The sequence below is a fragment of the Desulfoprunum sp. genome (assembly GCF_053613775.1).
In genome coordinates this window covers 1,256,842-1,283,282 of the sequence record NZ_JBSHXH010000004.1, presented here as the reverse complement: position 1 = coordinate 1,283,282, position 26,441 = coordinate 1,256,842, and the positions used below count along the sequence as shown (strand labels likewise).

The following is a 26,441-nucleotide window of genomic DNA, read 5'->3' as shown; positions in this document are numbered from 1 at the left end:
GCGCCACTTTCCGGCGGCAGCGGCGCCGTGGCAATGATCGGGCTGCCGGCAATGGAACGGATTCTCGGCATTGATCCCGGTTCCCGGATAACCGGCTACGGGGTGATCGAAATCGACCGCGGGCGGCTGCGCTTCATCGCCTGCGGCACGATCGTCACCGACCGCAAACATCCCTTCGCCCACCGGCTGAACGAGATCTTCGATGGCGTCAATGAGGTCATTCAAGTGAACCAGCCGGCGGTGGCGGCGGTCGAAGACGTCTTTCTCGCCGCCAATCCCCGCTCGGCCCTGAAGCTCGGCCATGCCCGCGGCGCGGCGGTGGTGGCGGCGATGCAGAACGGTCTGGCGGTCCATGATTACAGTCCGCGCCAGGTCAAACAGGCGGTGGCCGGGTATGGCCAGGCCGAGAAAACCCAGGTCCAGCACATGGTCAGGGTCCTCCTCGGTCTGTCGGCCACGCCCAGCGCCGACGCCGCCGATGCCCTGGCCGTCGCCATCTGCCATGCCAACCAGTACCGGGTGACGAAATGATCGCTGCGCTATCAGGCAGGATACTGTTCAAACACAACGACCGGGTGGTGGTCGATGTGGCGGGCGTCGGCTACGAGGTCTATGTCACCACCGACTGCATCTCCCGCCTGCCCGACAAGGGCGATGAGATCTTCCTTCATATCCATACCTATGTCCGCGAGGATACCCTGGTCCTTTTCGGCTTTCTCGAGGAGCAGGAGAAGGAAATGTTCCTGATGCTCAAGACGGTGGCCGGGGTCGGGCCGAAACTAGCCCTGGCGGTGCTTTCCGGGATGGCGGCCGGCGAGCTGTGCCGGGCCATCGCCGAGGGCGACGGCAAGCGCCTGACCGCGCTGCCCGGCATCGGCAAGAAGACGGCGGAGCGGATCTGTATCGAACTGCGGGACAAGGTTGGGCGGCTGGCGCCGGACGCATCTCTGGCCGGCATTGTCGCCGCTGCCCCGGCCCGGCCGGGATCGGCGGTTTACGATGTCCTGTCGGCCCTCGCCAATCTCGGTTATCCCGACCCGGTGGCCCGGCAGACGCTGGCGGCGGTGAAAAAACGCATCGGCGAAGAGGCCTTCGGTGGTATGAGTTTTGAAGAGATGATCAAGGAGGCCTTGAGGGCGCTGGCATGAACAGGGAAGAAGACATCGCCGTCGATGGCCGTCTGGTCAACCCCCAGCCGCTCAGCCGGGAACCGGTGAACGACCACGCCCTGCGGCCGCAGCGGCTGGCTGACTATATCGGCCAGAAGCAGGTCTGCCGCAGCCTCGATATCTTCATCAAGGCGGCCAGGGGAAGGGGGGAACCGCTCGACCATGTCCTCTTCCACGGTTTTCCCGGTCTCGGCAAGACGACTCTGTCGTATATCATCGCCAACGAGATGGGGGCCGGGATCAAGGTCACCTCCGGTCCGGTGATCGAAAAACAGGGCGACCTGGCGGCGATCCTGACCAGTCTGCAGGAAGGGGACGTGCTGTTCATCGACGAGATCCACCGCCTCAACCATGTCGTCGAGGAGGTGCTCTACCCGGCGATGGAGGACTTCCAGCTCGACCTGATCATCGGCCAGGGGCCGGGGGCCCGCTCGGTGAAGATGGATCTGCCCCGCTTCACCCTGGTCGGGGCCACCACCCGCACCGGTCTGCTGACCCCGCCGCTGCGCGATCGGTTCGGCGTCGTGCTGCGGCTCGAATTCTACTCGCCGGAGGAACTGGTCACCATCGTCCTCCGCTCGGCGGCCCTGCTGGGAATGCGGGTCGATCACTCCGGGGCGCTGGAACTGGGGCGGCGGTCGCGCGGCACGCCGCGGATCGCCAATCGCCTGCTGCGCCGGGTGCGGGATTTTGCCGAGGTCGGGGGGCACCAGGTGGTCAATGCCAGGGTTGCCGACGCGGCCCTCGATCTGCTCGGGGTCGACCGCTTCGGCCTCGATGACATGGATCGCCGCATCCTGCTGACCGTCATCGACAAGTTCCACGGTGGACCGATCGGCCTGGAGACCCTGGCGACCGTGGTCTGCGAGGAGAAGAACACCCTTGAAGACGTCTATGAGCCTTTCCTCATCCAGTCCGGTTTCATCAAACGGACCCCGCGGGGGCGGGTGGCGACCGTCAAGGCGTATGAGCATTTTCAGCGCAAGTCGCCGTCCCGGCTGAAGAATCACCCATCGCTGTTTGAAGAGCTGGAAGATCAGTGAGTGCTGAAGGTCAGAGCAGCCAACCCCCGAACAGAGGAGACATGATGCGCAAGACAATCAGAGATATCAAGGCGATGAAGGCCGGCGGCGGCAAGATCACGATGCTGACTGCCTACGATGCCTCAATGGCGGCACTGTTCGCATCCTGCGAGGTCGATATCCTCCTCGTCGGGGATTCGCTGGGGATGGTGATGCTGGGCTATGATTCAACGGTGCCGGTGACGATGGCAGACATGATTCACCACGCCGCCGCCGTGCGTCGGGGTGCGCCACAGGCCTTTGTGATCTGCGACATGCCTTTCGGCTCCCACCATACCGGGGTGCGGGACGCGGTGCTCAACGGCCTGCGGATCATGAAGGAGGCCGGATCCGACGCCGTCAAGCTCGAGGGCGGTCTCGAGATGTGCGGGGTGGTGAAGGGGCTGGTGGAGGCCGGCGTGCCGGTCATGGGCCATATCGGCCTCACCCCCCAGACCGCCAGTCAGCTCGGCGGCTTCAAGGTCCAGGGCAAGGACCTCGCGGCGGCGCGGCGGCTGGTCGCCGAGGCCCGGGCCCTGGAAGAGGCCGGGGCCTTCGCCCTGACGATTGAGTGTGTGCCGGCGGGGCTGGCCGAGGTCATCACCTCGTCCCTGTCGATTCCGACCGTCGGCATCGGGGCCGGTGTCCATTGCGACGGCCAGGTCCTGGTCGGTCATGACATGCTCGGGATGTTCGAGAAATTCCAACCGAAATTCGTCAAACAGTATGCCAGCCTGGCGCCGCTGATCAAGGCGGCGGTTGCCGGCTACAACCGCGAGGTGCGCAGTGGCTCCTATCCGGGCGTAGAGCACAGCTTCGCCGACAGTATCGATTACCGCCAACTCCTGGCGGAATAGCATCTCACCACGGGGCGACCTCGGTCCTTACGGCCGAGGTCGCCTGCCATCCCAATACAGCGCCCCTCCGACCGGGCCTTCCCGGTTCTCGTCCCGAACTTGTCATTTTGGCTGTATCTCTCTCCCATCTTTATCCACTTTTCGCCACATGCTCTGTTCAGGAATGTCGGTTCAAGGCCTGATTGCTGACGCCGTGCTTGAAATATAAGGCCACGTCGACTGTTGCCAGCGACGATGGGCTGGAGGCGGGAATTCCGCGGAAAATTTCTATACACTTCATGTGGTATAAGTTGGTCTAGTTAGTCTATATATAGTTACATCGCGCACTTCCTGTCGAATTGGTTACCTGCCTGAAGTTACATGTATTTTTCCTTGACAGCATCACTCATCCTGAGATAAAAGATCAGATAGTGGGGCAAAGTGGTGGAAAGGTGGTTGCTGGTGGTTGGGGGGAGGAGAACGGCGGTTTCATGATCAAGAGCAGATTTCGCAGCCGGTCGGAACACACACTTGATGACAAGGGAAGGTTGAACTTTCCCAGTCGTTTCCGCGAAGTGCTTCGCCAGTATGAGTCTGAGACCTTGATGATCACCGCCTGGGGCAAGCAGCACCTCCGTGCCTATCCGCTTGTCGCCTGGGATATCCTGGAGAACACGTTGCTCACGGAAGGCAAGGGGCAGCAGGGTATCACCAGTTTCGTCCGTTATGTCATCGGCGGCGTCACCGAATGTGTACCCGATAAGCAGGGGCGGATCCTGTTGCCCCAGAACCTGCGGCAGGATGTCGGGTTGAAGAAGGATGTTGTTCTGACCGGAATGCTTGATTGGATCGAGATCTGGGACAAGGACGCCTGGACCCGGGATAACGATACGACCGGCGAGACGTTCAACGATTTCGGCGAGAGCCTTGCCCGTCTCGGGATCCTCTGATGGGTCTGGAAGCGGCGATCGAAGAGATCCATCGCTCGGTCCTGCTCGACGAGGTGCTGCAGTACCTCGATCCCGTGCCGGGAGGCCTCTATGTCGACGGTACCCTCGGCCTGGGCGGACATACGGCGGCCATCCTGTCCCGCTGTGCACCGGACGGGCGGGTGATCGCCTTTGAATGGGACGAAGCGGCGATCGAGCTGAGCCGCAAGCGCCTGGTCGGTTTCGGTTCGCGACTGACGATTATCAGGAGCAATTTCGCCGAGATCGTCGTCGGCCTCGAGGGGCTGGGAATCGACCGGGTGGACGGCGTGCTGATAGATATCGGCCTGTCGTCACTGCAGTTGGACAGGGGGGGAGAGGGTTCAGTTTCCAGCGGGACGAGCCCCTCGACATGAGAATGGATATCCGCCAGGATACAACGGCTGCTTCCCTCCTGGCGTCGTGTAGCGAAGAACAACTGGCGGATATCTTTTTTTATTTTGGTGATGAATACCAGGCCCGGCCGATTGCGGCAGAGATAGTCAGGGCGCGGGAAAAAGATCCGATTCGCACTACCCGGCAGCTGGCGGGGCTGGTGGCGGCAGCGGTGCCGCGGAGATTCCATCCGAAGAGGATCCATGTCGCGACCAAGGTGTTTCAGGCCCTGCGCATCGCCGTCAACACCGAACTGGAAAACCTGGCCCGGATACTTGACGAGGCCGTGCCGCTGTTGAAGCCCGGCGCACGATTGTGCGTGATTTCCTTTCACTCTCTCGAGGATCGGATAGTGAAAAGAAAATTTCGTCAAAACAAACAGTTGGAAATACTCACGGCAAAGCCCGTCATGCCGCGGGCCGAAGAAATGGAGGACAATCCGCGCTCTCGCAGCGCGCGGTTGAGGGTCGCCTGCAAAAAAGCGGAACAATGAGGGGGGAGAGTCATGTTGTATCAGGGATCAACGCACGCGTGTTATCGTTCCGCCGTACCAATCAGGATACGGCAATATCTGAATCGGACCGGCAGTATTGAACTACCGGGCGGTGTCCAGGTCTGGAAGGCCATCGGTAAAGGCCTGGTGGTCCTGCTGCCGGTGGTGCTCGGGATGCAACTCCTCTTCGGTCACCTGATATCAGGTGTCGAGGAGTCTATTGCTAAAGCCGACGACCTCCATTACAATCTCATGATCACCAACAGCCTGCTCAAGGCTGAGAGATCACGGCTGCTGACACCGGAACAGGTCACCTCGGTTGCCGGTGGCGCGCTCTCTCTGTATAAGCCGGAAAAGGGGCAGGTGCTCAGGTATCATCGCGCTTCCGGGCAGTTCAGGTATCTCTGAGTGGAAACATGGCAAAACAATCCCGTCTACGTACGAGGAAGAATACCGGGCGTAGACCGGCGATCCTGTTTGCCATCCTCCTGATCGTACTGTCCGGTGTTGCCTGGCATTACATAGACTTCCACAAGGTGTTCATCCGGGTACGGGATTTTTTTGATGTCGCCCGGAAATCGATGGATTCCGGGAGTGACACCCGGGGGACAATCTATGATCGCAATTTCAAGGAAATAGCGGTCTCGCTCCCGAAGGTCTCGGTCTGCGCCAGGATGAGGGAGATCCCGTCAGCCGAGGAGACCGCGGCCAAGCTCTCCTCCGTCCTGCGGGTCGACAGTCAGCAGATCCTCGAGAGACTGCAGGGAGATGCCCTGCGGACCTGGGTCGTGCAGAATATCAGCCAGCAGCAGGAGGAATCGGTCAAAAAGCTCAATATCCCCGGGATATTTCTGAGCCAGGAGAAGGCCCGCTTCTATCCCCAGGAAGAAACAGCCGCCCACCTTGTCGGTTTCGCCGAAAACGACATCGGCCTCTCGGGAATCGAGTACTATTACGATTCACTGCTCAGCCGGCACACGACGGTCAGCGAGGAGAATGCCGATCATCTCCGGGGCTTCCCCCATCTCGTCTTGACGATCGATCTGAAGATCCAGGGCATCCTCGAGAAACTGGTCGGAAACATTATTGCCCGCCAGCCGGGCGTCAAAGCCGGGGCCTATTTGATGGATGCCGGGTCCGGGGCGATGGTGGCGTCGGTGCAGTACCCTGCCTACAACCCCAATAATTACCGGGAATATCCGGAGGCAGTGCTGTCCAACCTGTTTCTGGAGCCGATGCTGCTTCCTGTCCAAATTCGCCGCTTTCTTCGGGATGCCGCCCTGTTGAACAGTCAGAACGAGGTGACCGGGGCCCAGCTGCCGTGGAGCCTGATCCCTCCCGACGAGAGTCTGGGCAGCCAGGTTCGGCTCTGGGACAGGATCGGTCTCAACGAACCGCTGCCGCCCGAGTTTATCGAAGACGGCAAACTGCTGTCGGCATCAAGTGAGATGCATGAGATAGTTGCCAAGGAAGAGGAGAACTTCGATACGGTGCCGGAGTTCCTGACGCCGTTGCAGTTGCTGACCTCGGTGACCTGTCTGTTGAACAGCGGGGAAAAAATCCGGGCCAGGGCGGTCTCACAGTTGGTTGATGCGGAGACCAAGAGGGAGTACCCCCTGCCGGGGAGGCAGGAATCCCTCATCGGCCAGCAGACCGTTTCAGCCCAGACGTCGCGGGAAATCATGCGATTGCTGGCAGGGCAGTCGCAACCGGGCCAACTCGATTCGGTCTCCTATGAGACGGAAAATCTGGTGGCGACGGGGAAAAAATCCTTATGGCATCTGAATCGCCACCGCCTGCAGCTTACCGTTGTGCCCTCCCTCCATCCCGAATTGGTCCTGCTGATGGTGGTCGAGGCTCCGGCTATCGAGGTCAGGGCCAAAAAGACGGAGGACATGGATCTGGCCAAGGCGGTCGATTCGGTGGTGGAACGGATTGCCGTCCTCCAGCAGGTGGGAATGACGGTCTCCGATGTCGTGTCGCCCGGAGAGCAAAAGAAGATCAATTATACCGCAGCAAAAGACGATGCCATGCAGGACCGAACGATCAGGGTCGGTTCATTATCGGAGGAGGACAAGGTCTTCCCGATGCCGGATCTGAAGGGGATGAGCCTGCGGAAGGCCCTCCGGACACTGGGGCAGGCGGATGTCAGGATTCGGATCGTCGGCACCGGCAAGGTCACGGGGCAGGAGCCGAAGCCCGGGGAGCTGCTGGCAAAAAATGGTGAATGTGTCCTCGTGCTGCAGAAAGAAGAAGCTGTTCGCCTGAAAAATCTGGAAAAAAAAGAACCGTTGCAAAAGGAGGCACGGTAGCGATGGGTGAGGAACAGGGAAAGAGATCATGACCGGCACATCAATGAACCGCTCTTCGGTGCCGCTCGCACAGCTTCTCGGCAGGCTGCCCCACGAGGTGATCCGGACAGGGACAGGGGGGCAGGATCGGATGCCTCATGTTGCCGGAATAACATCCGATTCACGCCAGGTTCTCCCCGGCAGCCTCTTTGTCGCCATCGCCGGCACTCTGCTCGACGGTCATGTCTATATCGATGATGCGATCCGTCGCGGCTGTGCCGCCGTCGTCGTCGAGAAGGGACGTTTCACCCCCGCCCCGGCGCCGGCCGGGGACGCCTGCATCGTCGCCGTCGACGACAGCAAGGAGGCGTATGCGGAAATGGCGGAGACCTGGTACGGCTCCCCCTCGGCTTCGCTGCGGCTTATCGGTATCACCGGAACCAACGGCAAAACGACGATCACCTATCTCCTCGAGGAGATCCTCACCGGCCTGGGATACGCCGTCGGCGTCATCGGGACGGTCAATTACCGCTATACCGCCGCCGGCGGAAAGGCCGTTCTGCCCGCCTCCCATACCACACCCGACGCCTTGCACCTGCAGGAACTGCTGCGGCGGATGGCCGATGCCGGCGTCAGCCATGTCATCATGGAGGTCTCCTCGCATGCCCTGGCCCAGGCGCGGATCGGCAACATCCAATTCGATGTCGCCGCCTTCACCAATATGACGCGTGATCATCTCGATTATCATGCCGATATGTATGAGTATTTTGAAACAAAAGCACGCCTGTTCACCCACCACCTGAAGGCGGCGGGCAAGGCGGTTATCGGTTATCCCCAGGGGACCGCCGAGGAAGGCGGCTGGTCCGGGATGCTCGCCCTGCAGTGCCGGGATCGAGGGATTCGAGCGCTGATCTGCGGCGCCCATCCGGAAGCCGATATCCGGCTGACCGGGTTTGAGGCCGACCTGAGGGGCAACCGGATGACGGTGGCAACCCCGGACGGCGGGCACTCCCTCCATTCTCCGCTCGTCGGTCGCTTCAACGCCGACAACGTCATGGTTGCGCTCGCCGTGGTCCATGCGCTCGGGATTCCGACCGGCAAAGCGCTGCCCCTGCTCGCCCGGGCGCAGGGCGCCCCCGGCAGGCTGCAGCGGGTGGCGATCGACGGTGACGATACCGCTGGTCGGCCTGTCGTCCTGGTCGATTACGCCCACACGCCGGATGCCCTGGAAAAGGTGCTGGCGGCGCTGGCCGCCCTGCCGCATCGACAACTGGTCAGCGTCTTCGGCTGCGGCGGCGACCGCGATGCCGGCAAGCGGCCGGTGATGGGGGGGATTGCCGCGCAGATCAGCGAGGTGGTGATCGTGACCGATGACAACCCCCGCAGCGAACGGCCGGAGGCGATACGGGAGCAGGTGGCGGCCGGTGTCGCCGCCGCCGGGATGCCCTGTCGGCCGGTCGGTTGGCTGGCGACCAGGGACTCGGGCGAACGGGGCTGCGTCATCGTTGCCGGGCGGGGAGAGGCGATTGCACTGGCGATCCGCACCGCCGGCCGGGGGGATATCGTGCTGATCGCCGGCAAGGGCCATGAGCAATATCAACTGCTGGGCGGGGAAAAACGATTTTTCGACGACCGCCTCGAGGCGATGGATGTCCTGAGCGGCTGGACCGTGGGTGCCGTTGTCGCGGCGACGGGCGGCGAAGGACCGGAAACGACACGCACTGAGTTCCTCGGCCGGGTGGTGACGGACAGCCGTGCCGTCCAGCCCGGGGATATCTTCGTTGCTCTCGAGGGCGAGCGGTTTGACGGCCATGACTTTGTCGGCCAGGTCGTCGCCAAGGGGGCGGGTTGTATCGTCGTGTCGCGGCGCCTCGAGACACGATACGCCGGCGCTGTGCCGCAGGTCGTGGTCGGCGATACCCAGCACGCCCTGGGAGATATGGCCAACTACCGGCGGCGGCTGATCCGACGATTGACTGCCCCGGTGGTGATCGGGCTGACCGGCAGCTGCGGCAAGACGACGGTCAAGGAGATGACCGCGGCGATCCTTGCCCGGCACTGGCCGCCCGGGCCCGATAACCCGGTCGACAGTGTGCTGAAGACGACCGGCAACTTCAACAACCTGATCGGCATGCCGGTGTCGCTGCTGCCGCTTACGGTCAGGCATCGGGCGGCGGTGATCGAGATGGGGATGAACCGGTTCGGTGAAATCGCGCGCCTGGCGGCGATCGCCGAGCCGGATATCAGCTGCATCACCAACATCCATGCCGCCCACCTCGAAGGACTGCACTCGATCGAAGGGGTCGCCCGGGCCAAGGAGGAGCTGTTCGCCGGGACCTCGCCGGATGGGATCCTGGTCGTCAACGCCGACGATCCGCTGGTCGGAGATTGTGCCGCGAAATACCGGCAGCGACAGATCACCTTCGGCCTGCAGACGGCGGCAGGGACTCCGCTGCCCGATTTCCGGGCGACGGAAATCGAGGTCGGCGGCGATGGCAGGATAACCTTCACCTTGCACCACCCGGGTGGTTCGGTCAATATCCGGCTCACCGCCGCCGGCCCGCACAACGTCACCAACGCCCTGGCCGCCGCCGCCCTCGCCTGGTCGGCAGGTGCCGATGGCGACGCGATCGCGGCCGGCCTCGGCGATTTCCGGGCGGCAACGAAACGGATGGAGATGATTGCGGCTCCTGCCGGTTATGGCATCCTCAATGATACCTACAACGCCAACCCGGCCTCGATGGCGGCGGCCCTGCACACCCTTGCCCAAATGCAGGCGCGGGTGTCGGCCGCGATTCTCGGCGACATGCTCGAACTCGGCGACAGCAGCGAGGCGGCGCATCGGGAGGTGGGCAGGCTGGCGGCCGAATGCCGGGTTCATTACCTCGGTTTGGTCGGTGATTTCGCCCTGCTCGTGGCCGAGGCGGCGATCCTGGCCGGAATGGGTGGGGAACGGGTCAGGGTGTTTGCCGACAAAGAGCAGGCGGCAGCGTGGATCGAGGATCTGGTGCGGGATGGGAGACTTGGCAAGGGGGACTGGCTCCTGGTCAAGGCCTCACGTGGATTGAAATTGGAGACTGTCGTCTCCCGGTTGACAGGAAAGGCTTGAGGAATGACGGTGATCAATGTACAAAGCTGTTTTCTGTTTCTTGAGGACGGACCGACCCCAAATTGAACACGTGAGAATGACCCGATGCTGTATCATTTATTATACCCCCTCCACACCACCTTTATCGGTTTCAATGTCTTCCGCTACATCACCTTCAGGTGCATCTGCGGCGCCATCACGGCGTTTCTGATCATGTATATTTTCGGCCCGGCCTTCATCCGGGCGATGAAGCGCCTGCAGATCGGGCAGGTGGTCCGGGACGACGGCCCCGTGACCCATCTCGCCAAGCAGGGGGTACCGACGATGGGCGGTCTGCTGATCCTGGTTTCGATCTCCCTCTCGACCCTGTTCTGGGCCCGGCTGGATTCGAGCCTGGTCTGGCTGCTCCAGTTTATCACGCTGTTCTTCGGTCTGATCGGCGCCGTCGATGATTACCGCAAGGTCAGCAGGAACAACAGCAAGGGGCTCAGCGCCCGCTGGAAGATGGTCCTGCAGATCGCCGGCGCCTCGGTTGTCGGCCTCTATATCCTGCTCCACCCCGGCTTCGACGGCCACCTCAGTCTCCCCTTCCTGAAGAATCTCAATCCCGATCTCGGCTGGTTTTACGTCATCTTCGCCATCATCGTCATCGTCGGCGCCTCGAATGCGGTCAATCTCACCGACGGGCTCGACGGCCTGGCGGCCGGACCGACGATCATCGCCGCCGCGGTCTACCTGGTCTTCTCCTATCTCGCCGGTCACCTGGTACTCTCCCAGTACCTGCAGATCCCCTATGTCCCCGGCAGCGGCGAACTGGCGATCTTCTGCGGCGCCATCGTCGGTGCCTGCCTCGGCTTTCTCTGGTATAATGCCTATCCGGCGCAGATGTTCATGGGCGATGTCGGATCGCTGGCCCTGGGCGGCGCCCTGGGTGCCGTCGCGATCATCATCAAGCAGGAATTTCTGCTCGCCATCGTCGGCGGCATCTTCGTCCTGGAGGCCCTGTCGGTCATCATGCAGGTCGGGTACTTCAAGATGACCCATGGGCGGAGGATCTTTCTGATGGCCCCGTTCCATCACCATTTCGAGAAAAAAGGCTGGCATGAGTCGAAGGTCGTGGTCCGCTTCTGGATCGTTTCGGTCCTCCTCGGTCTTCTGGCCATAGCGACATTGAAGCTGCGATGAGAACCAACCCCTTGATCAAACCGGGAATGCGGGTTGCCGTCATCGGCCTGGGACTGTCCGGTCGGGCGGCGGTCCGGTACCTGTCGGCCTGCGGGGCCGAGGTCGTCGTCTCCGACAGCCGCCGTGAGGCCGAGTTTGTCGCCCAGGAAGGCGGCTTCCTCCAGGAGACCGGGGTTGCCTGGGAGGCCGGCGGCCACAGTCCCGCCTTTTTTGCCGGGGTCGACATGGTCTTCGTCAGTCCCGGGGTCCCGCTCGACCTGCCCCTGCTCGAGGATCTGCGGCGGCGCGGGGGCGAAATCGTCGGCGAACTGGCGGTCGCCGCCCCGGTCCTCGCCGCCCCGGTGCTCGCCATCACCGGCACCAACGGCAAGACCACCGTCACGACCCTGATCGGCCAGCTGCTGCAGGTGGCCGGCAAGAAGGTCTTTGTCGGCGGCAACATCGGAACGCCCCTCTTTACCCATCTCCTGGACGGGGCCGGAGCCGACGCCGTGGTCCTCGAGGTGTCGAGCTTCCAGCTCGATACGGCGGGGGGATTCCGACCCGATATCGCCCTGCTGCTCAACATCACCCCCGACCATATCGACCGCCATGGCAGTCTGGCCGGCTACAGTCGGGCCAAGCTGAAGGTCTTCGCCAACCAGGGGGCGGCCGACACCGCCATCCTCAACGGCGACGATCCCTTCTGCCGCCAGGCGCTGACGACAATCACCGGCCGGGTTCTGCTGTTCGGCCATAGCGCCGACTGCCGGGCCAGGATCGACGGCGACCGGATCGTGGTGCGCTGGCCGGAGGAGGAGATCTACGATCTTGCCGGGAGCCGGCTGGCCAACGCCATCGGTCTGATGAACGCGGCGGCGGCGATCCTGGCGGCCAGATCGGCCGGCTGCAGCCCGGAAGAAATCCTGACCGGCCTGCTGGCCTTTCAGCCGCTGCGGCACCGGGTGGAGGAGGTGGCCCGGATCGATGGGATCACCTACTACGACGATTCCAAGGCGACCAACACCGGCGCCGTCCTGGCCGCCCTGGCCCGGGTGAAGGGCAAGGTGGTGCTGATCGCCGGGGGCAGGGACAAGGGCGAGGACTATGCCCTGCTGCAGGACGGGGTGCGGGACAAGGCTAGGTGCGTCATCCTGATCGGCGAGGCCGCCGACCAGATCGCGGCGGCGCTGGCCGGGGCCGCACCGCTCGACCGGGCTGCGACGATGGAGGAAGCCGTCCGTTTGGCCCAGGCCGCGGCGCAGCCGGGTGATGCCGTGCTGCTGTCGCCGGCCTGTGCCAGTTTCGACATGTTCACCAGCTACGCCCACCGGGGCGATGTGTTTGCCGCGGCGGTGCGGGGGCTGAAGGGGACGGCCGCACCGGCGGCCGCCGGCGGGGGCGTATGAGCGGACGGCGGCCGATCCATCTGATGCTGACCGGTGGCGGCACCGGCGGCCATCTCTTCCCGGCGATCGCCGCCGCCGAGGCCTTCTGCACCGAGTATCCCGGCACCCAGGTGCTCTTTGTCGGCACGAAACGGAAGATGGATGCGGTCAGCCTCGGCAATCACGGTTTCACCGGCTGCAGCGTCGACTGCCATGGGCTCAAGGGCAAGAACCCGATCGAGCTGGTCAGGGCGCTGCTCGTGCTGCCGCTGTCGTTTGTCCAGGCCATCGGCCATATCCGCCGTTTCCGGCCCGATGTGGTCCTCGGGGTCGGCGGCTATGTCACCGGCCCGGTGGTGGCCGCCGCCCGGACGCTCGGCATCCCGACCGTCATCCACGAGCAGAATTCGGTGCCGGGCCTGGCCAACCGCAAGCTGGCGGCGATCGTCGACCGGATCTGTCTGTCGCTGCCGGACAACGACGGGTTTTTCCCGGCCCGGAAATGTGTCCTGACCGGCAACCCGGTGCGCCAGGGGATCGCCGATCTGGCCCGCCGCGTGCGCCCGGAGCCGGCAACCGGCCTGACGGTGGTTGTGCTGGGCGGCAGCCAGGGGGCCCATGCCCTGAACATGCTGGTCCGGGACGCCTTCTGTGGTGCGGGGAGACAGCGGTTGGGCGGCCTCCGCCTGATCCACCAGACCGGGGAAAAAGATGAGGCGGAGATCACGGCCAGTTACCGCCAGGCCGGGGTTCCGGCCGAGGTGGCCGCCTTTTTCCGCGATATGCCGGATGTCTACGGCCGTGCCGATCTGGTGGTATCGCGGGCCGGGGCCACGACCCTGAGCGAACTGGCGGTCCTTGGCCTGCCGGCGCTCCTGGTTCCCTACCCCTTCGCCGCCGACAACCACCAGGAAAAAAACGCCGAGTATTATGTCCGGGGCGGCGGGGCCCTGATGGTGCGGGAAAAAGACCTCACCGCCGACCTGCTCGCCGAACAAATCGGCCGACTGGCGGGAGATCAGGTTGTGCGGGCGAAGATGGGGGCAGCGATGCGGCAGGCTGCTTTGCCGGAGGCGGCGCAGGCGATTGTCGCCGTCTGCCGGCAGTTGATCAGCGGGAGATAAGCCGGATACCGGCCTTTAAAAGGCAACCATGTACAGGAAAACCAAACACATCCATTTTGTCGGGATCGGCGGCATCGGCATGAGCGGTATCGCCGAACTGCTGCTGAACCTTGGCTATACGGTCTCCGGCTCCGATCTCCACAGCTCGGCGATCACCACCAATCTCAGCCGTCTGGGGGGCACGATCTACCAGGGGCATCGGGGCGAGTGGATCACCGGCGCCGATGTCGTCGTCACCTCCTCGGCCATCGCCGCTGCCAACCCCGAGGTCGTCGCAGCGCGGGAGCAGTTCATTCCGGTGATCCAGCGGGCCGAGATGCTGGCCGAACTGATGCGGCTGAAGAAATTCGGCATCGCCATCGCCGGCAGCCACGGCAAGACCTCGACGACCTCGATGGTCTCCTGGCTCCTGGCCCGGGCCGGGCTCGATCCGACCATCGTGGTCGGCGGCAAGGTCGACAGTCTCGGCGGCAACGCCAAACTGGGGCAGGGCGATTTCCTCGTCGCCGAGGCCGACGAGAGCGACGGCTCCTTCCTCAAGCTGTCGCCGGTGGTCGAGGTGGTGACCAATATCGATCTCGAGCACCTCGACTACTATCGCGACCTCGACCATATCAAGGAGACCTTCCTCCAGTTCATCAACAAAATCCCGTTCTACGGGGCCGCCGTCCTCTGCCTGGATGACCAGAACATCGTCGACCTGCTGCCGTCGATCGGGCGGCGGATCATCACCTACGGCCTGAACCCGCAGGCCGATGTTTACGCCGAGAACATCTTTTTCCGCGACGGCCGGGTCCATTTCATCGTGAAGAAGGGTGGTGCCGAACTGGGCGGCCTCGATCTCGCCCCTCCCGGCCGGCACAATGTCTATAACGCCCTGGCGGTTGTCTGCGTCGGACTGGAACTGGAAATCCCGTTCGGCGTCATTGCCGGGGCCCTGCGCACCTTCGCCGGGGTGCAGCGCCGGATGCAGAAGAAGGGCGAGGTCGCCGGGGTCACCGTGATCGACGATTACGGCCATCATCCCACCGAGATCCGGGCGACGCTGGCGGCGATCAAGGAGGCGTGGCCGGAGAAGCGGCTGGTGGTACTCTTCCAGCCGCACCGCTACAGCAGGACCCAGGCGCTGTTCAAGGAATTTCTGACCTGTTTCCACCAGGCCGATGTCCTGGTCATGACCGAGGTCTATGCTGCCAGCGAGGAGCCGATCGCAGGGGTCAACAGCCGGGTGCTGCTCGAGGAAATCAAGCGCCATGGGCAGCGCAATACCCTGTATATCGCCGATATCGGCACGATGGCGGCGGAGTTGCCGCCGCTGCTGCAGGACAATGATCTGGTATTGACGCTGGGCGCCGGCAATATCGTCAAGGTCGGGGAAGAGCTGCTCCTTCTCCTCGATCAACGGCACCAGTAGGAACGTATGGACCCCGCGATCAGGGAGGAACTCAGCAGGATCGTCACCGCGCCGGTGCAGTGGGACTGTCCCCTGGCCGGCTACACCTCGTTTGCGATCGGCGGCCCGGCCGAGGCCCTGGCCAAAGTTCGTGACCGCCGGGAACTGGCGGCGCTGCTGGCCTTCCTCGGCCGGACGCGGGTGCCGTGGCGGATCATCGGCCGCGGCACGAATCTCCTGGTCCGGGACGAGGGCTTTGCCGGGGTCATCATCCTGCTGGGGAACGGTTTCCGGCAGATGGAATTCGGTCGCTGCCGGGCCGGGAGCTGCATGGTTGCACTCGGTGCCGGCTGCAGCCTGGCCAAGACGGCGGCGGTCTGCATGGACCGGGGGCTGACCGGCCTCGAATTCGCCGGCGGGATCCCCGGTACCGTGGGCGGGGCGGTGATCATGAATGCCGGGGCCTGGGGTGGAGACATGGCGGCTGTCATCAGGACGGTGACGGTTCTCGGACCGGAGGGCGAACGGGTCCTGTGTCGGGACAGTCTCGATTTCGGCTATCGCTGCTGGCGGGACTTCCCCGAATTCGGCGGTCGAGCGGTCGTGGTCGCGGTCGAATTGGAGCTGAAGGTGGACGACCCGCAGGAGATCCGCCGGCGGCATGCGGCGATGCAGGCCAGGCGACGTGCCGGTCAGCCGCCGGGGCAGGGCAACGCCGGCTCCTTTTTCAAGAATCCGGCCGACGATGCCGCCGGCCGGCTGATCGAGGCCGCGGGCCTGAAAGGGACCAGGGTCGGCGGGGCGATGGTGTCGGAGCGGCACGCCAACTTTCTGGTCAACACCGGCGGCGCCACGGCGGCCGATGTCCTGACCCTGATGCGGCTGGTGCAGGACAAGGTGCGGCAGGACAGCGGTATTGAGCTGGAACCCGAGGTTCATTTCCTCTGAAAGCTATGAAGAAGCGGATTCAGGATGGCATAGGGAAGATCGGGAAATTTTTTTCGCGTCGGAAGAAAAAAGCCGGCTACCGCTCGTTCGATCCCCAGTTCCAGACAGCCTACGGCGACAAGAGGACCGTCAAAAAGAAGAAGCGACGGATTCCGCTGTCCTCGCTTCTCCAGTTGTTTTCCAGGAAGAAGGTGGTCAGGGATGAGGGCTACCGGCGAAAAGAACCGACGAAGATCCCGGTGGTCAGGATCGCTGTCGTTGTAGTCCTGTTTCTCGTCGTCGCTGTTGGTTATCAGGTCGGGCGGGGGTGGCAGGGGTGGCGGAGTATCATGCCGGCCTTGCCGATTTTTCAACTGCACAAGGTAACCGTTATCGGTGGTTCGGCCATTAAGGAGGGCGCCTTGCGCAGCCAGGCCGGACTGGTCCTCTACCGATCCAATCTCCTGCGGCTCGATACCGCTGAAGTGGAGAGGAAGATCGCCGAAAACCCATTGGTGAGTTCAGTCAGAGTCGAACGCGACTGGCCGTCGTCGGTCATTGTCAGGGTCACCGAACATGAACCGTTCGCCATGGTTTATCGCCTTGGTGAAAAGGATGATTCCGGGCTGTTCTATATGAACAGGGACGGCAAGGTCTTCATCAGGGTCGGTGCCGGGATGGATATCGATCTCCCCGTCATTACCGGCCTTGAACGGGTCAAGGAGGAAGAGCGGAGGCGGCAGGCGCTGACCGACATCCTCGGGTTCCTGCGGCAGACCCAAAAGAACAATCCGAATCTGCCGATGCAGGCGGTTTCGGAAATGCATGTCAACGATATCGGAGAACTGGTTATTTTCCTTGTGGAATATCCGTTCCCTATTTTTTTTGGCCGAGGGAAGGCGGAGACCAAATATAATCGACTGGTGAAGGTGCTCGAAGTTCTGTATAAGAAACAAGAGAAAGAAATGCAGATTTCCCGGGTGGAGTATATCCGGATGGATTATCTGGAAGACAAGGTGCTGGTGGCACAGAGCGGATCAGGTTGAACAGGATGGATGAAATGCAGGAAGTTGAGATTGATCAGGCCTCCGACCAGGTGGAGATGGAGCGGGAACCGGGAGAAATTGTTGTCGGCCTTGATATCGGGACGACCAAAATCTGCTGCGTGGTCGGTGAGGTGTCGGATGAGACCACCGAGATCATCGGTGTCGGCATCGTTCCCTCGCAGGGGTTGAAAAAGGGTATTGTCGTCAATATCGAGAGCACGGTCAATTCCATCAAGCAGGCCATGCGGGCGGCGGAAGAGACCGCCGGCTGCGACCTGCGCGCGGTCGACGTCTATGTCGGGATCGCCGGCAACCATATCAAGGGCTTCAATAGTCCGGGGATCCTGGCGATCAACAATCGCGAGATCAAGAAGGCCGATATCGATGAGGTGATCACCGCCGCCCGCACGGTCAAGATCTCGGAGAACCAGCGGGTCATCCATGTGATGCCGCAGGAATACATGGTCGACGATCACACCGGCATCCAGAACCCGATCGGGATGACCGGGGTGCGGCTGGTGACGAATGTCCATATGGTGACCGCTGATATCGGCGCGGTACATAATCTGGTCACCTGCTGCAACAAGGCCGGGCTGGAAGTTGCCGATATCGTGCTGGAATCCATCGCCGCGGCCAACGCCGTACTCAGCCGGGACGAAATGGAGCTCGGTGTCGCCCTGGTCGACATCGGTGGCGGCACCACCGATGTCGCGGTGTTCTGTGACGGCACCATCCGTCACACCTGCGAGATCGGCCTCGGCGGACACAACCTCACCAACGATCTTTCGGTCGGACTGCGCACGCCGCTGCAGGAGGCCGAACGGTTGAAGGAGGACTTCGGCGGGGCGATCGCCTCGATCATCAAGCCGAACCTGGTCGTCGACGTGCCGACGGTCGGCGACCGCGAGCCGCGGAAGGTCACCCAGAAGGTGCTGGTCGATATCCTCGAGGCCCGGATGATCGAGATCCTCGAGATGGTCGATCGGGAACTGGTCGCCTCCGGGCAGAAGAATCGGATCAACGGCGGCGTGGTCATCACCGGGGGGACCGCCCTGCTGGCCAATGTGGTTGACCTGGCGGAGCAGATCTTCGATATGCAGGTCCGCATCGGCTATCCGACGGGCATCTCCGGGCGGGTCGATGAGGTGTATTCGCCCCGATGCACGACGGCGGTGGGATTGGTCATGTATGGTCGTGAAAAGGGGCGGGAAAACCGTCAGAATGACATGTCGGTGATCGGGAAGATGAAGGGGTGGTTTAAAAAAATAATGTAGTGCCGAGTTTTTGGTTGAGGGAATGGCCGCAAGTGCTATATTCCGTAAATTAATACGAATTATTGACCTTGTGACTTAAAGGTCCAGTCAATATTGGAGAGAGATTATGCCGTTCAGAATGGCGGAGCAGGAAGGTGTTGCAACTGTGAAGGTCATTGGTGTCGGCGGCGGTGGGGGCAACGCCATCAATACCATGGTGACCAATCGGCTCCAGGGGGTCGAATTCATCGTTGCCAATACGGACAAGCAGGCCCTCAATCTGTCAAAAGCGGACATCTGTCTCCAGATCGGCCCCGGCATTACCAAGGGGTTGGGGGCGGGCGCCGACCCGGAGACCGGGGCCCAGGCCGCTCTGGAATCCCTGGAGGACCTGAAATCGGCCCTGAAGGGGAGCGACATGGTCTTTGTCACCGCCGGCCTCGGCGGCGGTACCGGTACCGGTGCCGCGCCGGTGGTGGCCCGGGCCAGCAAGGAACTTGGCGCCCTGACCGTGGCCGTGGTGACCAAACCCTTCAGCTTTGAAGGCCGTCACCGGGCCAGCAATGCCGAGGTCGGCTGGAAGGAACTGCAGAAATATGCCGATACGATCATCACCGTTCCCAACGACCGTCTGCTGTCGCTGATGCAGAAAACCAGCAAACTCGCCGACATGTTGAGCATGGCGGACACGGTGCTGCTCCAGGCGGTGAAGGGGATCACCGACCTGATCAACATGCCGGGCCTGATCAATGCCGATTTTGCCGATCTCCGCACGGTGATGCGGGAGGTGGGGCCGGCGGTGATGGGTTCCGGTCGGGCGGTGGGAGAGAACCGGGCCATCGAGGCGGCGAAACGGGCGATCGACAATCAACTCCTCGAAGACGTCGGCATCGATGGCGCCCGGGGGCTGATCATCAACATCTCGGCCTCGGAGGAGAGTTTTACGCTCGCCGAGTTCATGGAGGCCTCGGCCCTGATCCAGGAAAAAGTCGACCAGGATGCCAAAATTGTGGTTGGCGCCCTTTATGACGATTCGCTGGAAGATGCCCTGCAGGTGACGGTCATAGCCACCGGCATCGGTGATGTCCTCAAGAAGAAGGAGACGATCGCCCAGGTGGATGATCTGGTGAAGAAAAAGCAGATTCGCGAGCCGGAGGTCCAGACGACCGCGGTACCTGCCCAGGCCAATCGTCATCCCAGGGTCGCACCGCTTCCCGGTTCCAACTTCGATTCATTTGAAAACCTCGGGGTGTCCAATATCAACGAGGGTGAAAGGGCGCGCAGGAACAACAATTGGAACGACGACTATCTGGAGACCCCGACCTATCTCCGGAAAAAGGCCAATTAAGGCGGAGTGGCTGGAATCGACAGACGGAAACCGGGAAAAGCCGGGATTAGTCCGCGTCAGGCGCTCCTCGACAGGGAACGGGGGGGATTCCTGAAGAAATGGACCGGTCGCCTGCCGGTGGCCTTGGTCTATCCGAACACCTACCAGGTTGGCATGTCGAGTCTCGGCTTCCAACTGGTGTACAGCCTGCTCAATGAGGAAGAGGCGGTCGTGTGCGAGCGCTTCTTCCTGCCATCCGCGGGGAAGTCTCTCCGCTCGATCGAGTCAGACAGGCCGCTCGGCCATTTTTCCCTCATCTTCATCTCCATCAGCTTCGAGCACGACTACCAGCACCTGGTGGCGATGCTCCTTGCCGCCGGGATCGAACCCTGGGCCGAAAAACGGGATCCGGTGATCTCGGCAGATTCCCCGTTGCTGGTCTGCGGCGGCGTGGTCGCCTTCATGAACCCCGAGCCTCTGGCGCCGTTTGTCGATCTGTTTGTGGTGGGCGAGGCCGAACCTGTCCTGCCGCAGTTGATGCGAGCGTTGGCCGCCGGCCTCTCCGGCTCCGCCTCGCGCCGGGATCTGCTGCGGTCGATCAACCGTGACCTTTCCGGCTGCTACGCGCCCCTGCTGTATTCTCCGCGATATGACGAGCGGGGTCGGTTCGCTGGATTCGACCGGCCGGCCGGGCTGCCGCCGCGGATCAGGAAGGCAAGTCTGTCGGCCTGCGCCGTTGCCGGGCATTCGCAGTTGCTGACTCCCGAGGCCGAGTTCGCCGACCTCTATCTGACTGAACTCGGGCGGGGCTGTTCGCGCGGCTGTCGGTTCTGTACCGCCGGATTCGTCTATCGGCCCCCCCGCCTGTGGGATGTGGCGGCGGTGATCAGGGGCCTCGAGGCCCGCGACGCCTCGGTCAGGCGCATCGGGCTGCTCGGCATGGAGATGGCCGATCCGGCCGCTCTCGACCAGATTGCCGACCATATCGGACTGAATGGCTGCGCCCTGTCTTTTTCCTCGCTGCGGGCCGACCGGATCAGCCGGCCATTGCTGCAACTGCTCGGCAGGAGCGGGCTGAAGAGCGTGGCCATCGCTCCGGACGGCAGTTCCGAGCGGCTGCGCCGGGTCATCAACAAGAACATCAGCGAAGACGATCTCCTCCAGGCCGCCGAACAGCTGGTGACGGCCGGCCTCTTCAAGTTGAAGATCTACCTGATGATCGGCCTGCCGACCGAAACCGACGACGACCTGCGGGAGTTCCTGGCTCTCGTCGTCAGGATCAAGGAGCGGATCGACCCGATCGGCAGGTCCAGGGGCCGGTTGTGCGAGATTAGGATCTCGGTCAACTGCTTTGCTCCCAAGCCCTGGACCCCGTTCCAGTACCATCCCTTCGGCCTGAGCGAGCCCCTGCCGCCCGGTGAGCATGGGGATGCCCGTCAGGTCGTCGCCGAACTCCGGCGCCGCCAGGAACTGCTCCGTGCCGGGATAACAGGGCTGGCCAATGTCCACCTCACCCATGACCGGCCGGAACAGGTTCTGTTCCAGGCGCTGCTGGCCAAGGGGGACCGCCGATTGGCCGCCGTCCTGCTGGACATGGTCACCAACCGGTCGCCATGGAAGAAGGCGATGGCGCGGCAGCAGCTGGAAGTCGAGCAATTCGTGATCTGCGGCCATGACGAGACGAGTGTCTTTCCCTGGGACATCCTCGATCATGGCATCGGCCGCGGCTATCTCTGGCGGGAATACCGGAAAGCCTTCGCCGAGAAGACCTCGCCGCCGTGCGATACCGCGATCTGTCGCCGTTGCGGGGTGTGTCATGGAATCTAGGCAGGACCCGCAGGAGGTGTTTGATTCGATCCGCCGGCAGAAATTCGACACCGGCCTGCAGCCATTCAAGCTGGTCAAGTATTTTTCCTTTACCAGTCTCGGCGTTATCCTCGTCTTCACCCTTATCCTGTCGTGGATCATCTCGAACCATGCCCGCCGGGTCATGCTCGAGCAGAGCCAGGAGTACGTGCTGCTCCTCGCCGAAAACATCAACCAGCAGGTCTTTCGCCGCTTTGTCCTCCCTGCCGTCGTGCGCTACGGCGGCATCGCCCTCAGTAACCCCGAGCAGTTCGAGAACCTCGACCGGATCGTCCGCGGTCTGATCCAGGGCCTGAAGATCGACTCCGTGACCATCTTTGATTCACGGGTCAATATCATCTCCTACTCGACCGTCCCCGAACTGGTCGGGGTGAAGGACAAGGGCGGGGTGGAATACGAGCAGGCCCTGAAGGGCAAGGCCAATTCGCGGTTCATCTACCGCGGCTCGGTGTTCAGCCTGCTGTCGGTGGCCCCGGCGGTCAGATGTCAGCTCAGGGCCTATATCCCCTTTCGCCAGGTGCGTGAAGACGGGGAGAGCGGCGAGGTCATCATGGGGGTCATCGAGATCGTCAAGGACCTGTCGAACAACTACGCCTCCATCATCGACCTGCAGAGCCGGATCATCCTGGTGTCGGCGGCCGTCATGGGGGTGTTGTTCCTGGTCCTGCGGACGATCGTCTCCCGCGCCGGCCGGATCATGGAGAGCAAGGCCCTGGAGCGATTGCGGCTCGAGGAGAAACTCAACCAGACGGAGAGACTGGCGCATCTCGGAACGATGGTCGCCACCGTCTCCCACGAGATCAAGAGTCCGCTCGGCATCGTCCGCAGCACCGCCGAGATCCTCGAAAAAAGGATTCAGAAGGTGGCGCCGGGCAACGAACATCTGGCCAGGATCATCGTCGATGAAACGACGCGGCTGAACAACATCGTCGTCGAATTCCTGGATTTTGCCCGACCGCAGCAGATGAAGATGGAGAGGGGACAGATCAACGCCATCATCGACAAGGTTCTGGCCTTTCTCGCCCCGATGTTCAGGGAGCAGCAGGTCAATGTGATCGCCGATCTGGCCCCCGACCTGCCGGAAACAGCGGTCGATGTCGATAAGGTGTATCGCGCCCTGCTCAATATCCTGCTCAATGCCACACAGGCCATGGAGCACGGCGGCACCCTCCAGATCAGCACCGGCAGCAGCGACGGCGGGCGCCGGATCGAGATCGTCATCGGCGATAGCGGTTGCGGCATGGATGAAGACAAGCTGACCCAGATCTTCAAACCGTTTTTTACCGACAAAAACAAGGGCACAGGCCTTGGTCTGGCGATCACCAAAAACATCATCGAGGGGCATCTGGGTGAAATCCTCGTCGCCAGTCGCCCGGGCGAAGGGACAACCTTCACGATCCGCCTGCCGGTGGCCTAGGGCCCGCCGCCATCGATGCCGATCCCGGCCGGCTGGGCCTTGTTTTTTCCGGTATGGGCGGTTGTGGCGCCAGTCGTCGCCGGCCGGGAACAACGACCGGATCGGACCTGGAAAACCGCTTGTTTTTTGTCGTTGATAGTGTTCATATGTCAAATATCTGGCTCCGCTGGAGGAGCGTATATCAAGTATAACGGAGGGTTGTGATGGGCAAGCGAATTGTCATTATTGGCGGGGTTGCGGCCGGGCCGAAGGCTGCCAGCCGTATCAAGAGGGTGCTGCCGGAGGCCGACGTGACCCTCATCGATCAGGATAATCTGATTTCCTATGGCGGTTGCGGCATTCCCTATTATGTGTCGGGCGATGTCTCCGACGAGCAGGAGCTGCGCTCCACCAGTTTTCACATGGTGCGGGATGCCTATTTCTTCACCCAGGCCAAGGGAGTCAGGACCATGACCTCCACCCGGGCCCTGGCGATCGACCGCCGGGAGAAGACCGTCGAGGTCGAGGATCTCGGGACCGGGGTCAGGAGTGCCATTCCCTATGACAACCTGATGCTCGCCACCGGCAGCCAGCCCTTTGTCCTCCCCATTCCCGGAAATGAAGCCGACGGCGTGTTCACCATCAGCGATCTTCACAAGGCGATCGAGATCAAGAAGAGAATCGCCCGGGGAATGGTGGGCAAGGCCGTGGTCATCGGCGGCGGTGCGATCGGGATCGAGATGGCCGAGGCGCTCACCGACCTGTGGGGCATCGAAACCGCCCTCGTCGAGTACATGGACCAGCTGCTGCCGAAGATCGTCGACTGGCCGATGGCCTCCGCCCTCGCCAATCATCTGCGGCAGCACAATGTTGAAGTCTACCTCGGCGAGGCGGCGACCGAGATTGTCGTCGACAACGGCAAGGCCGTGGGGGTTCGGACCGGGAAGAGGACGATCGATGCCGATATGGTGATCATGGCGGTCGGGGTCCGGCCCCGGTCGCAGCTGGCTCGGGAGGCCGGCCTCAACGTGGCCGCGAACGGCGGGATCGTCGTCAACGACCGGATGCAGACCTCCGATCCGTCCATCTATGCGGCCGGCGACTGCGTCGAGATCCGTCACCTCGTCTCCGGCCGGGGCCTCTATGCCCCCTTGGGCAGTCTGGCCAACAAGGAGGGGCGGGTCGCCGCCGACAACATGGCCGGTATTCCCGCGGTCTTCAAGGGCGGGATCGGCAGTTTCGTGATGAAGGCCTTCGAGATGTCGATCGGCGCCACCGGTCTCAGCCTTGAAATGGCCAGGGCGCAGGGATTCCAGGCGGAATCGTCGCTGACCGCCTCCGCCGATCGGGCCCACTTCTTCCCCGGCAGCGAGATCATCTGCCTTGAGCTGGTGTTTGATCGCCGCACCCGGAAAGTGCTGGGATTCCAGGGGATCGGGCCGATGAACGATTCGCTTTCGGTACGGATCGATGCGGCGGCGGTGGCGATCACCGCCGGGGCGACGATCGATGACTTCGCCACGATCGAGATGGCCTATGCCCCCCCCTTCTCGACCGCCATCGATGCGATCAACAGCGCCGCCTATGCGGCGGAAAATCTCTGTGACGGCCGGATGCGGCAGATCGACATCGAGTCGTTTCTGGCCTGGCTCGCCGATCCCGCAACCCAACCGGACTGGGTCGCCCTCGATGTCAGGCACCCAAAACAGGCACAGCCGAATATCGAGAAATTCGGGGCGGAAAGGTGGCTGTCGCTCCCCTATGACAAGGTCCGCAGCGGCTATCAGGTGCTGCCGTCGGACAAGATGATGATCATCGTCTGCAATGCCGGTTCCCGCTCCTATGAAAGCCAGATCGCCCTCGATGCCGTGGGCCTGCGCAACACGCTGGTCTTGCCCGGCGGGTATAACATGATCAAGCGGATCGACGCCGATATCCTGGTCTGATCCGATCGATCCGGTCACCCCTCCATCCCAGGTCGTGTCGATCCTCCTCTCCGCATCGCCGGTCGCGTCGAGTCTGGCGAGGCGGGGAAGGGGGGGGCGTTGAACCGCATCGTCACCGCCCTCAAATCACAGTGCTTGACCTCGGGAAACCGCCTTCCTGATATGGTCTTCGATGCGGTCGAAATGGCGGCCGACGTCTTCCGGTCGATGGGCATCCGATCCGGCGACAAGGGGGATGCCCAGGTTGATCGCCTTGTGCAGGATCGTCGATGAAGGGAAGGGCTCGCCGCGGATCGGCAGGCCGGAGGTATTGATTTCGAGGCACATCCTGCTGTCCTTCACCAGGGCCAGTAATCTGTCGATCTGCTCCAGATGGTCCGGCGTCCAGGTCAGCTCGGGGAGATAGCGCAGGGCGGCGTCGAGATGGCAGAGCACATCCGCCGGCAGCAGGGTTACGGCGCCGATGAGAGCGTCGAGGTATCGGGTCAGCAGCGTTTCGGCCCCGAACTCCCGGGCCCGCTGAATATTCCCGGCCTTGCGGCTGAGCAGGTTGAGATGCTGCTCGGTGGCGGCCAGGCGGGCATAGTGGAAGGACAGCCCGATCCGGTCCCACGGTCTTCGGGCCAGCCTGTCGCGGAGTCGCTCGACGTGTTCCGGGTTATACCCTGCCTCGACGCCCAGCCCGATATCGATCCGTCCCCGATAGATCCGCTGCAGTCGTTCGCCCTCCGAGAAATACGCATCGAAATCGCTCTCGGTCAGCCAGGTCGCCTCCATGTAGCTGACACCATCCTCCATGTGCTCGAGAAAAACGATCTTTCTCAGGCCTTTGGTGATGGCGGAGCGGACGTAATCTTCCATTTCGCCGCTGGCGTGATGGCAGAACCGGGTATGGATGTGTCCGTCGCAGGAAATGTCGATGGTGGGCGCGGGAACGGGCATGGTCCCTTCACCGGGGGAAACGCGGGGTATTCGGGGGGAGGCGGGTTTGGGAGAGCGGTCGCCGGTCAGGCATTTCCTTTCGGAAAGAAATGCACGACGCCGTCGATCGCCGAGGTATCGCAGATATGTCCCATTTCCAGCCCCAGGTCGATATAGTCTTCGAGGCCATCCACCTTCAGGGAGAGAACCGGACCATCGGGGAGATGGTAATACAGGGTGCTGACGGCGGAAAGATCGATCGGGGAAACGAACAGCTTCATTCAGGATATCCTTTTCAACAACAATGCAGGGGAATTTGAACGGACTTCGGACAACAACAGGAAACACGACATATACGGCGTTTTCCGGAAAACTGCAAGGATTAACA

The 26,441-nt window shown here is 62.4% G+C and carries 22 protein-coding genes and 1 pseudogene; 20 read left to right on the top strand and 3 right to left on the bottom strand.

Annotated features, from left to right (window positions below; all coding sequences use genetic code 11):
• Positions 1 to 51: 51 nt before the first annotated feature.
• From ruvC to ACWGKN_RS09730, 19 genes and pseudogenes are all read left to right on the top strand, one after another.
• Positions 52 to 531 (top strand): crossover junction endodeoxyribonuclease RuvC, encoded by a 480-nt coding sequence (gene ruvC / locus ACWGKN_RS09820; RefSeq protein WP_052159596.1) that lies wholly within the window; start codon positions 52 to 54, stop codon positions 529 to 531.
• Positions 528 to 1,148, top strand: coding sequence for a Holliday junction branch migration protein RuvA (gene ruvA, locus ACWGKN_RS09815; protein ID WP_035225976.1), 621 nt, complete (start codon positions 528 to 530; stop codon positions 1,146 to 1,148). Before ruvC ends, ruvA begins: the two co-directional genes overlap by 4 nt.
• Positions 1,145 to 2,212 (top strand): Holliday junction branch migration DNA helicase RuvB, encoded by a 1,068-nt coding sequence (gene ruvB / locus ACWGKN_RS09810; RefSeq protein WP_035225978.1) that lies wholly within the window; start codon positions 1,145 to 1,147, stop codon positions 2,210 to 2,212. The genes ruvA and ruvB overlap by 4 nt, the downstream gene beginning before the upstream one ends.
• A gap of 44 nt (positions 2,213 to 2,256) precedes the next feature.
• Positions 2,257 to 3,087: a 3-methyl-2-oxobutanoate hydroxymethyltransferase gene (panB, locus tag ACWGKN_RS09805; RefSeq protein ID WP_424255889.1), complete on the top strand. Its 831-nt coding sequence runs from the start codon at positions 2,257 to 2,259 to the stop codon at positions 3,085 to 3,087.
• Positions 3,088 to 3,557: 470 nt separating this feature from the next.
• A complete protein-coding gene (locus ACWGKN_RS09800; RefSeq protein ID WP_035225983.1) occupies positions 3,558 to 4,016 on the top strand; it encodes a division/cell wall cluster transcriptional repressor MraZ in 459 nt (152 codons plus the stop codon).
• A pseudogene (gene rsmH / locus ACWGKN_RS09795) lies at positions 4,016 to 4,923 on the top strand (16S rRNA (cytosine(1402)-N(4))-methyltransferase RsmH). The gene ACWGKN_RS09800 and the pseudogene rsmH overlap by 1 nt, the downstream one beginning before the upstream one ends.
• A gap of 12 nt (positions 4,924 to 4,935) precedes the next feature.
• Complete coding sequence (locus ACWGKN_RS09790) at positions 4,936 to 5,331, top strand: hypothetical protein (protein WP_035225987.1); 396 nt, start codon at positions 4,936 to 4,938, stop codon at positions 5,329 to 5,331.
• Positions 5,332 to 5,339: 8 nt separating this feature from the next.
• Positions 5,340 to 7,235, top strand: coding sequence for a PASTA domain-containing protein (locus ACWGKN_RS09785; protein WP_035225989.1), 1,896 nt, complete (start codon positions 5,340 to 5,342; stop codon positions 7,233 to 7,235).
• A 28-nt stretch (positions 7,236 to 7,263) separates the two neighbouring features.
• Complete coding sequence (gene murF, locus ACWGKN_RS09780) at positions 7,264 to 10,323, top strand: bifunctional UDP-N-acetylmuramoyl-L-alanyl-D-glutamate--2,6-diaminopimelate ligase MurE/UDP-N-acetylmuramoyl-tripeptide--D-alanyl-D-alanine ligase MurF (protein ID WP_452095120.1); 3,060 nt, start codon at positions 7,264 to 7,266, stop codon at positions 10,321 to 10,323.
• Positions 10,324 to 10,407: 84 nt separating this feature from the next.
• Positions 10,408 to 11,487 (top strand): phospho-N-acetylmuramoyl-pentapeptide-transferase, encoded by a 1,080-nt coding sequence (mraY, locus tag ACWGKN_RS09775; protein ID WP_035225995.1) that lies wholly within the window; start codon positions 10,408 to 10,410, stop codon positions 11,485 to 11,487.
• On the top strand, positions 11,484 to 12,875 hold the full coding sequence (gene murD, locus ACWGKN_RS09770; protein ID WP_452095119.1) for a UDP-N-acetylmuramoyl-L-alanine--D-glutamate ligase: 1,392 nt from the start codon (positions 11,484 to 11,486) through the stop codon (positions 12,873 to 12,875). The genes mraY and murD overlap by 4 nt, the downstream gene beginning before the upstream one ends.
• Entirely contained in the window at positions 12,872 to 13,978 is a 1,107-nt protein-coding gene (gene murG / locus ACWGKN_RS09765) for an undecaprenyldiphospho-muramoylpentapeptide beta-N-acetylglucosaminyltransferase (RefSeq protein WP_452095118.1), read from the top strand. Before murD ends, murG begins: the two co-directional genes overlap by 4 nt.
• A 28-nt stretch (positions 13,979 to 14,006) precedes the next feature.
• The gene (gene murC, locus ACWGKN_RS09760; protein WP_035225999.1) at positions 14,007 to 15,392 is read left to right on the top strand and encodes a UDP-N-acetylmuramate--L-alanine ligase; all 1,386 of its coding nucleotides are present in this window, start codon (positions 14,007 to 14,009) and stop codon (positions 15,390 to 15,392) included.
• A 6-nt stretch (positions 15,393 to 15,398) separates the two neighbouring features.
• Positions 15,399 to 16,319, top strand: coding sequence for a UDP-N-acetylmuramate dehydrogenase (gene murB / locus ACWGKN_RS09755; RefSeq protein WP_052159588.1), 921 nt, complete (start codon positions 15,399 to 15,401; stop codon positions 16,317 to 16,319).
• A 5-nt stretch (positions 16,320 to 16,324) separates the two neighbouring features.
• A complete protein-coding gene (locus ACWGKN_RS09750) occupies positions 16,325 to 17,344 on the top strand; it encodes a cell division protein FtsQ/DivIB (RefSeq protein WP_035226002.1) in 1,020 nt (339 codons plus the stop codon).
• Between the two features lie 14 nt (positions 17,345 to 17,358).
• Positions 17,359 to 18,618, top strand: coding sequence for a cell division protein FtsA (gene ftsA, locus ACWGKN_RS09745; RefSeq protein ID WP_424255876.1), 1,260 nt, complete (start codon positions 17,359 to 17,361; stop codon positions 18,616 to 18,618).
• 106 nt (positions 18,619 to 18,724) lie between these two features.
• On the top strand, positions 18,725 to 19,945 hold the full coding sequence (ftsZ, locus tag ACWGKN_RS09740; RefSeq protein WP_424255874.1) for a cell division protein FtsZ: 1,221 nt from the start codon (positions 18,725 to 18,727) through the stop codon (positions 19,943 to 19,945).
• A 6-nt stretch (positions 19,946 to 19,951) separates the two neighbouring features.
• The gene (locus tag ACWGKN_RS09735; protein WP_424255872.1) at positions 19,952 to 21,751 is read left to right on the top strand and encodes a radical SAM protein; all 1,800 of its coding nucleotides are present in this window, start codon (positions 19,952 to 19,954) and stop codon (positions 21,749 to 21,751) included.
• Positions 21,741 to 23,207, top strand: a complete 1,467-nt coding sequence (locus tag ACWGKN_RS09730; protein ID WP_424255870.1) for a two-component system sensor histidine kinase NtrB — start codon at positions 21,741 to 21,743, stop codon at positions 23,205 to 23,207. The genes ACWGKN_RS09735 and ACWGKN_RS09730 overlap by 11 nt, the downstream gene beginning before the upstream one ends.
• Here ACWGKN_RS09730 and ACWGKN_RS09725 read toward each other — a convergent pair.
• Positions 23,204 to 23,353 carry a hypothetical protein gene (locus tag ACWGKN_RS09725; protein ID WP_424255868.1) on the bottom strand — a complete coding sequence of 50 codons (150 nt, stop codon included), beginning with the start codon at positions 23,351 to 23,353 and terminating at the stop codon, positions 23,204 to 23,206. The genes ACWGKN_RS09730 and ACWGKN_RS09725 overlap by 4 nt on opposite strands.
• 57 nt (positions 23,354 to 23,410) lie before the next feature.
• On the opposite strand from ACWGKN_RS09725, the gene ACWGKN_RS09720 reads away from it, so the two are divergent.
• The gene (locus tag ACWGKN_RS09720) at positions 23,411 to 25,132 is read left to right on the top strand and encodes an FAD-dependent oxidoreductase (protein WP_424255866.1); all 1,722 of its coding nucleotides are present in this window, start codon (positions 23,411 to 23,413) and stop codon (positions 25,130 to 25,132) included.
• A 126-nt stretch (positions 25,133 to 25,258) separates the two neighbouring features.
• On the opposite strand, the gene ACWGKN_RS09715 is transcribed toward ACWGKN_RS09720, so the two are convergent.
• Positions 25,259 to 26,074: a histidinol-phosphatase gene (locus ACWGKN_RS09715; protein WP_424255864.1), complete on the bottom strand. Its 816-nt coding sequence runs from the start codon at positions 26,072 to 26,074 to the stop codon at positions 25,259 to 25,261.
• 65 nt (positions 26,075 to 26,139) lie between these two features.
• Positions 26,140 to 26,334 carry a hypothetical protein gene (locus ACWGKN_RS09710; RefSeq protein WP_035226007.1) on the bottom strand — a complete coding sequence of 65 codons (195 nt, stop codon included), beginning with the start codon at positions 26,332 to 26,334 and terminating at the stop codon, positions 26,140 to 26,142.
• Positions 26,335 to 26,441 lie beyond the last annotated feature (107 nt).

Excerpts from the sequence above, each read along its gene's own strand:
- ruvC (WP_052159596.1), top strand. The coding sequence starts at position 52 with ATGGAACGGATTCTCGGCATTGATCCCGGTTCCCGGATAACCGGCTAC.
- ruvA (WP_035225976.1), top strand. The coding sequence starts at position 528 with ATGATCGCTGCGCTATCAGGCAGGATACTGTTCAAACACAACGACCGG.
- ruvB (WP_035225978.1), top strand. The coding sequence starts at position 1,145 with ATGAACAGGGAAGAAGACATCGCCGTCGATGGCCGTCTGGTCAACCCC.
- panB (WP_424255889.1), top strand. The coding sequence starts at position 2,257 with ATGCGCAAGACAATCAGAGATATCAAGGCGATGAAGGCCGGCGGCGGC.
- ACWGKN_RS09800 (WP_035225983.1), top strand. The coding sequence starts at position 3,558 with ATGATCAAGAGCAGATTTCGCAGCCGGTCGGAACACACACTTGATGAC.
- ACWGKN_RS09790 (WP_035225987.1), top strand. The coding sequence starts at position 4,936 with ATGTTGTATCAGGGATCAACGCACGCGTGTTATCGTTCCGCCGTACCA.
- ACWGKN_RS09785 (WP_035225989.1), top strand. The coding sequence starts at position 5,340 with ATGGCAAAACAATCCCGTCTACGTACGAGGAAGAATACCGGGCGTAGA.
- murF (WP_452095120.1), top strand. The coding sequence starts at position 7,264 with ATGACCGGCACATCAATGAACCGCTCTTCGGTGCCGCTCGCACAGCTT.
- mraY (WP_035225995.1), top strand. The coding sequence starts at position 10,408 with ATGCTGTATCATTTATTATACCCCCTCCACACCACCTTTATCGGTTTC.
- murD (WP_452095119.1), top strand. The coding sequence starts at position 11,484 with ATGAGAACCAACCCCTTGATCAAACCGGGAATGCGGGTTGCCGTCATC.
- murG (WP_452095118.1), top strand. The coding sequence starts at position 12,872 with ATGAGCGGACGGCGGCCGATCCATCTGATGCTGACCGGTGGCGGCACC.
- murC (WP_035225999.1), top strand. The coding sequence starts at position 14,007 with ATGTACAGGAAAACCAAACACATCCATTTTGTCGGGATCGGCGGCATC.
- murB (WP_052159588.1), top strand. The coding sequence starts at position 15,399 with ATGGACCCCGCGATCAGGGAGGAACTCAGCAGGATCGTCACCGCGCCG.
- ACWGKN_RS09750 (WP_035226002.1), top strand. The coding sequence starts at position 16,325 with ATGAAGAAGCGGATTCAGGATGGCATAGGGAAGATCGGGAAATTTTTT.
- ftsA (WP_424255876.1), top strand. The coding sequence starts at position 17,359 with ATGCAGGAAGTTGAGATTGATCAGGCCTCCGACCAGGTGGAGATGGAG.
- ftsZ (WP_424255874.1), top strand. The coding sequence starts at position 18,725 with ATGCCGTTCAGAATGGCGGAGCAGGAAGGTGTTGCAACTGTGAAGGTC.
- ACWGKN_RS09730 (WP_424255870.1), top strand. The coding sequence starts at position 21,741 with ATGGAATCTAGGCAGGACCCGCAGGAGGTGTTTGATTCGATCCGCCGG.
- ACWGKN_RS09725 (WP_424255868.1), bottom strand. The coding sequence starts at position 23,353 with ATGAACACTATCAACGACAAAAAACAAGCGGTTTTCCAGGTCCGATCC.
- ACWGKN_RS09720 (WP_424255866.1), top strand. The coding sequence starts at position 23,411 with ATGGGCAAGCGAATTGTCATTATTGGCGGGGTTGCGGCCGGGCCGAAG.
- ACWGKN_RS09715 (WP_424255864.1), bottom strand. The coding sequence starts at position 26,074 with ATGCCCGTTCCCGCGCCCACCATCGACATTTCCTGCGACGGACACATC.
- ACWGKN_RS09710 (WP_035226007.1), bottom strand. The coding sequence starts at position 26,334 with ATGAAGCTGTTCGTTTCCCCGATCGATCTTTCCGCCGTCAGCACCCTG.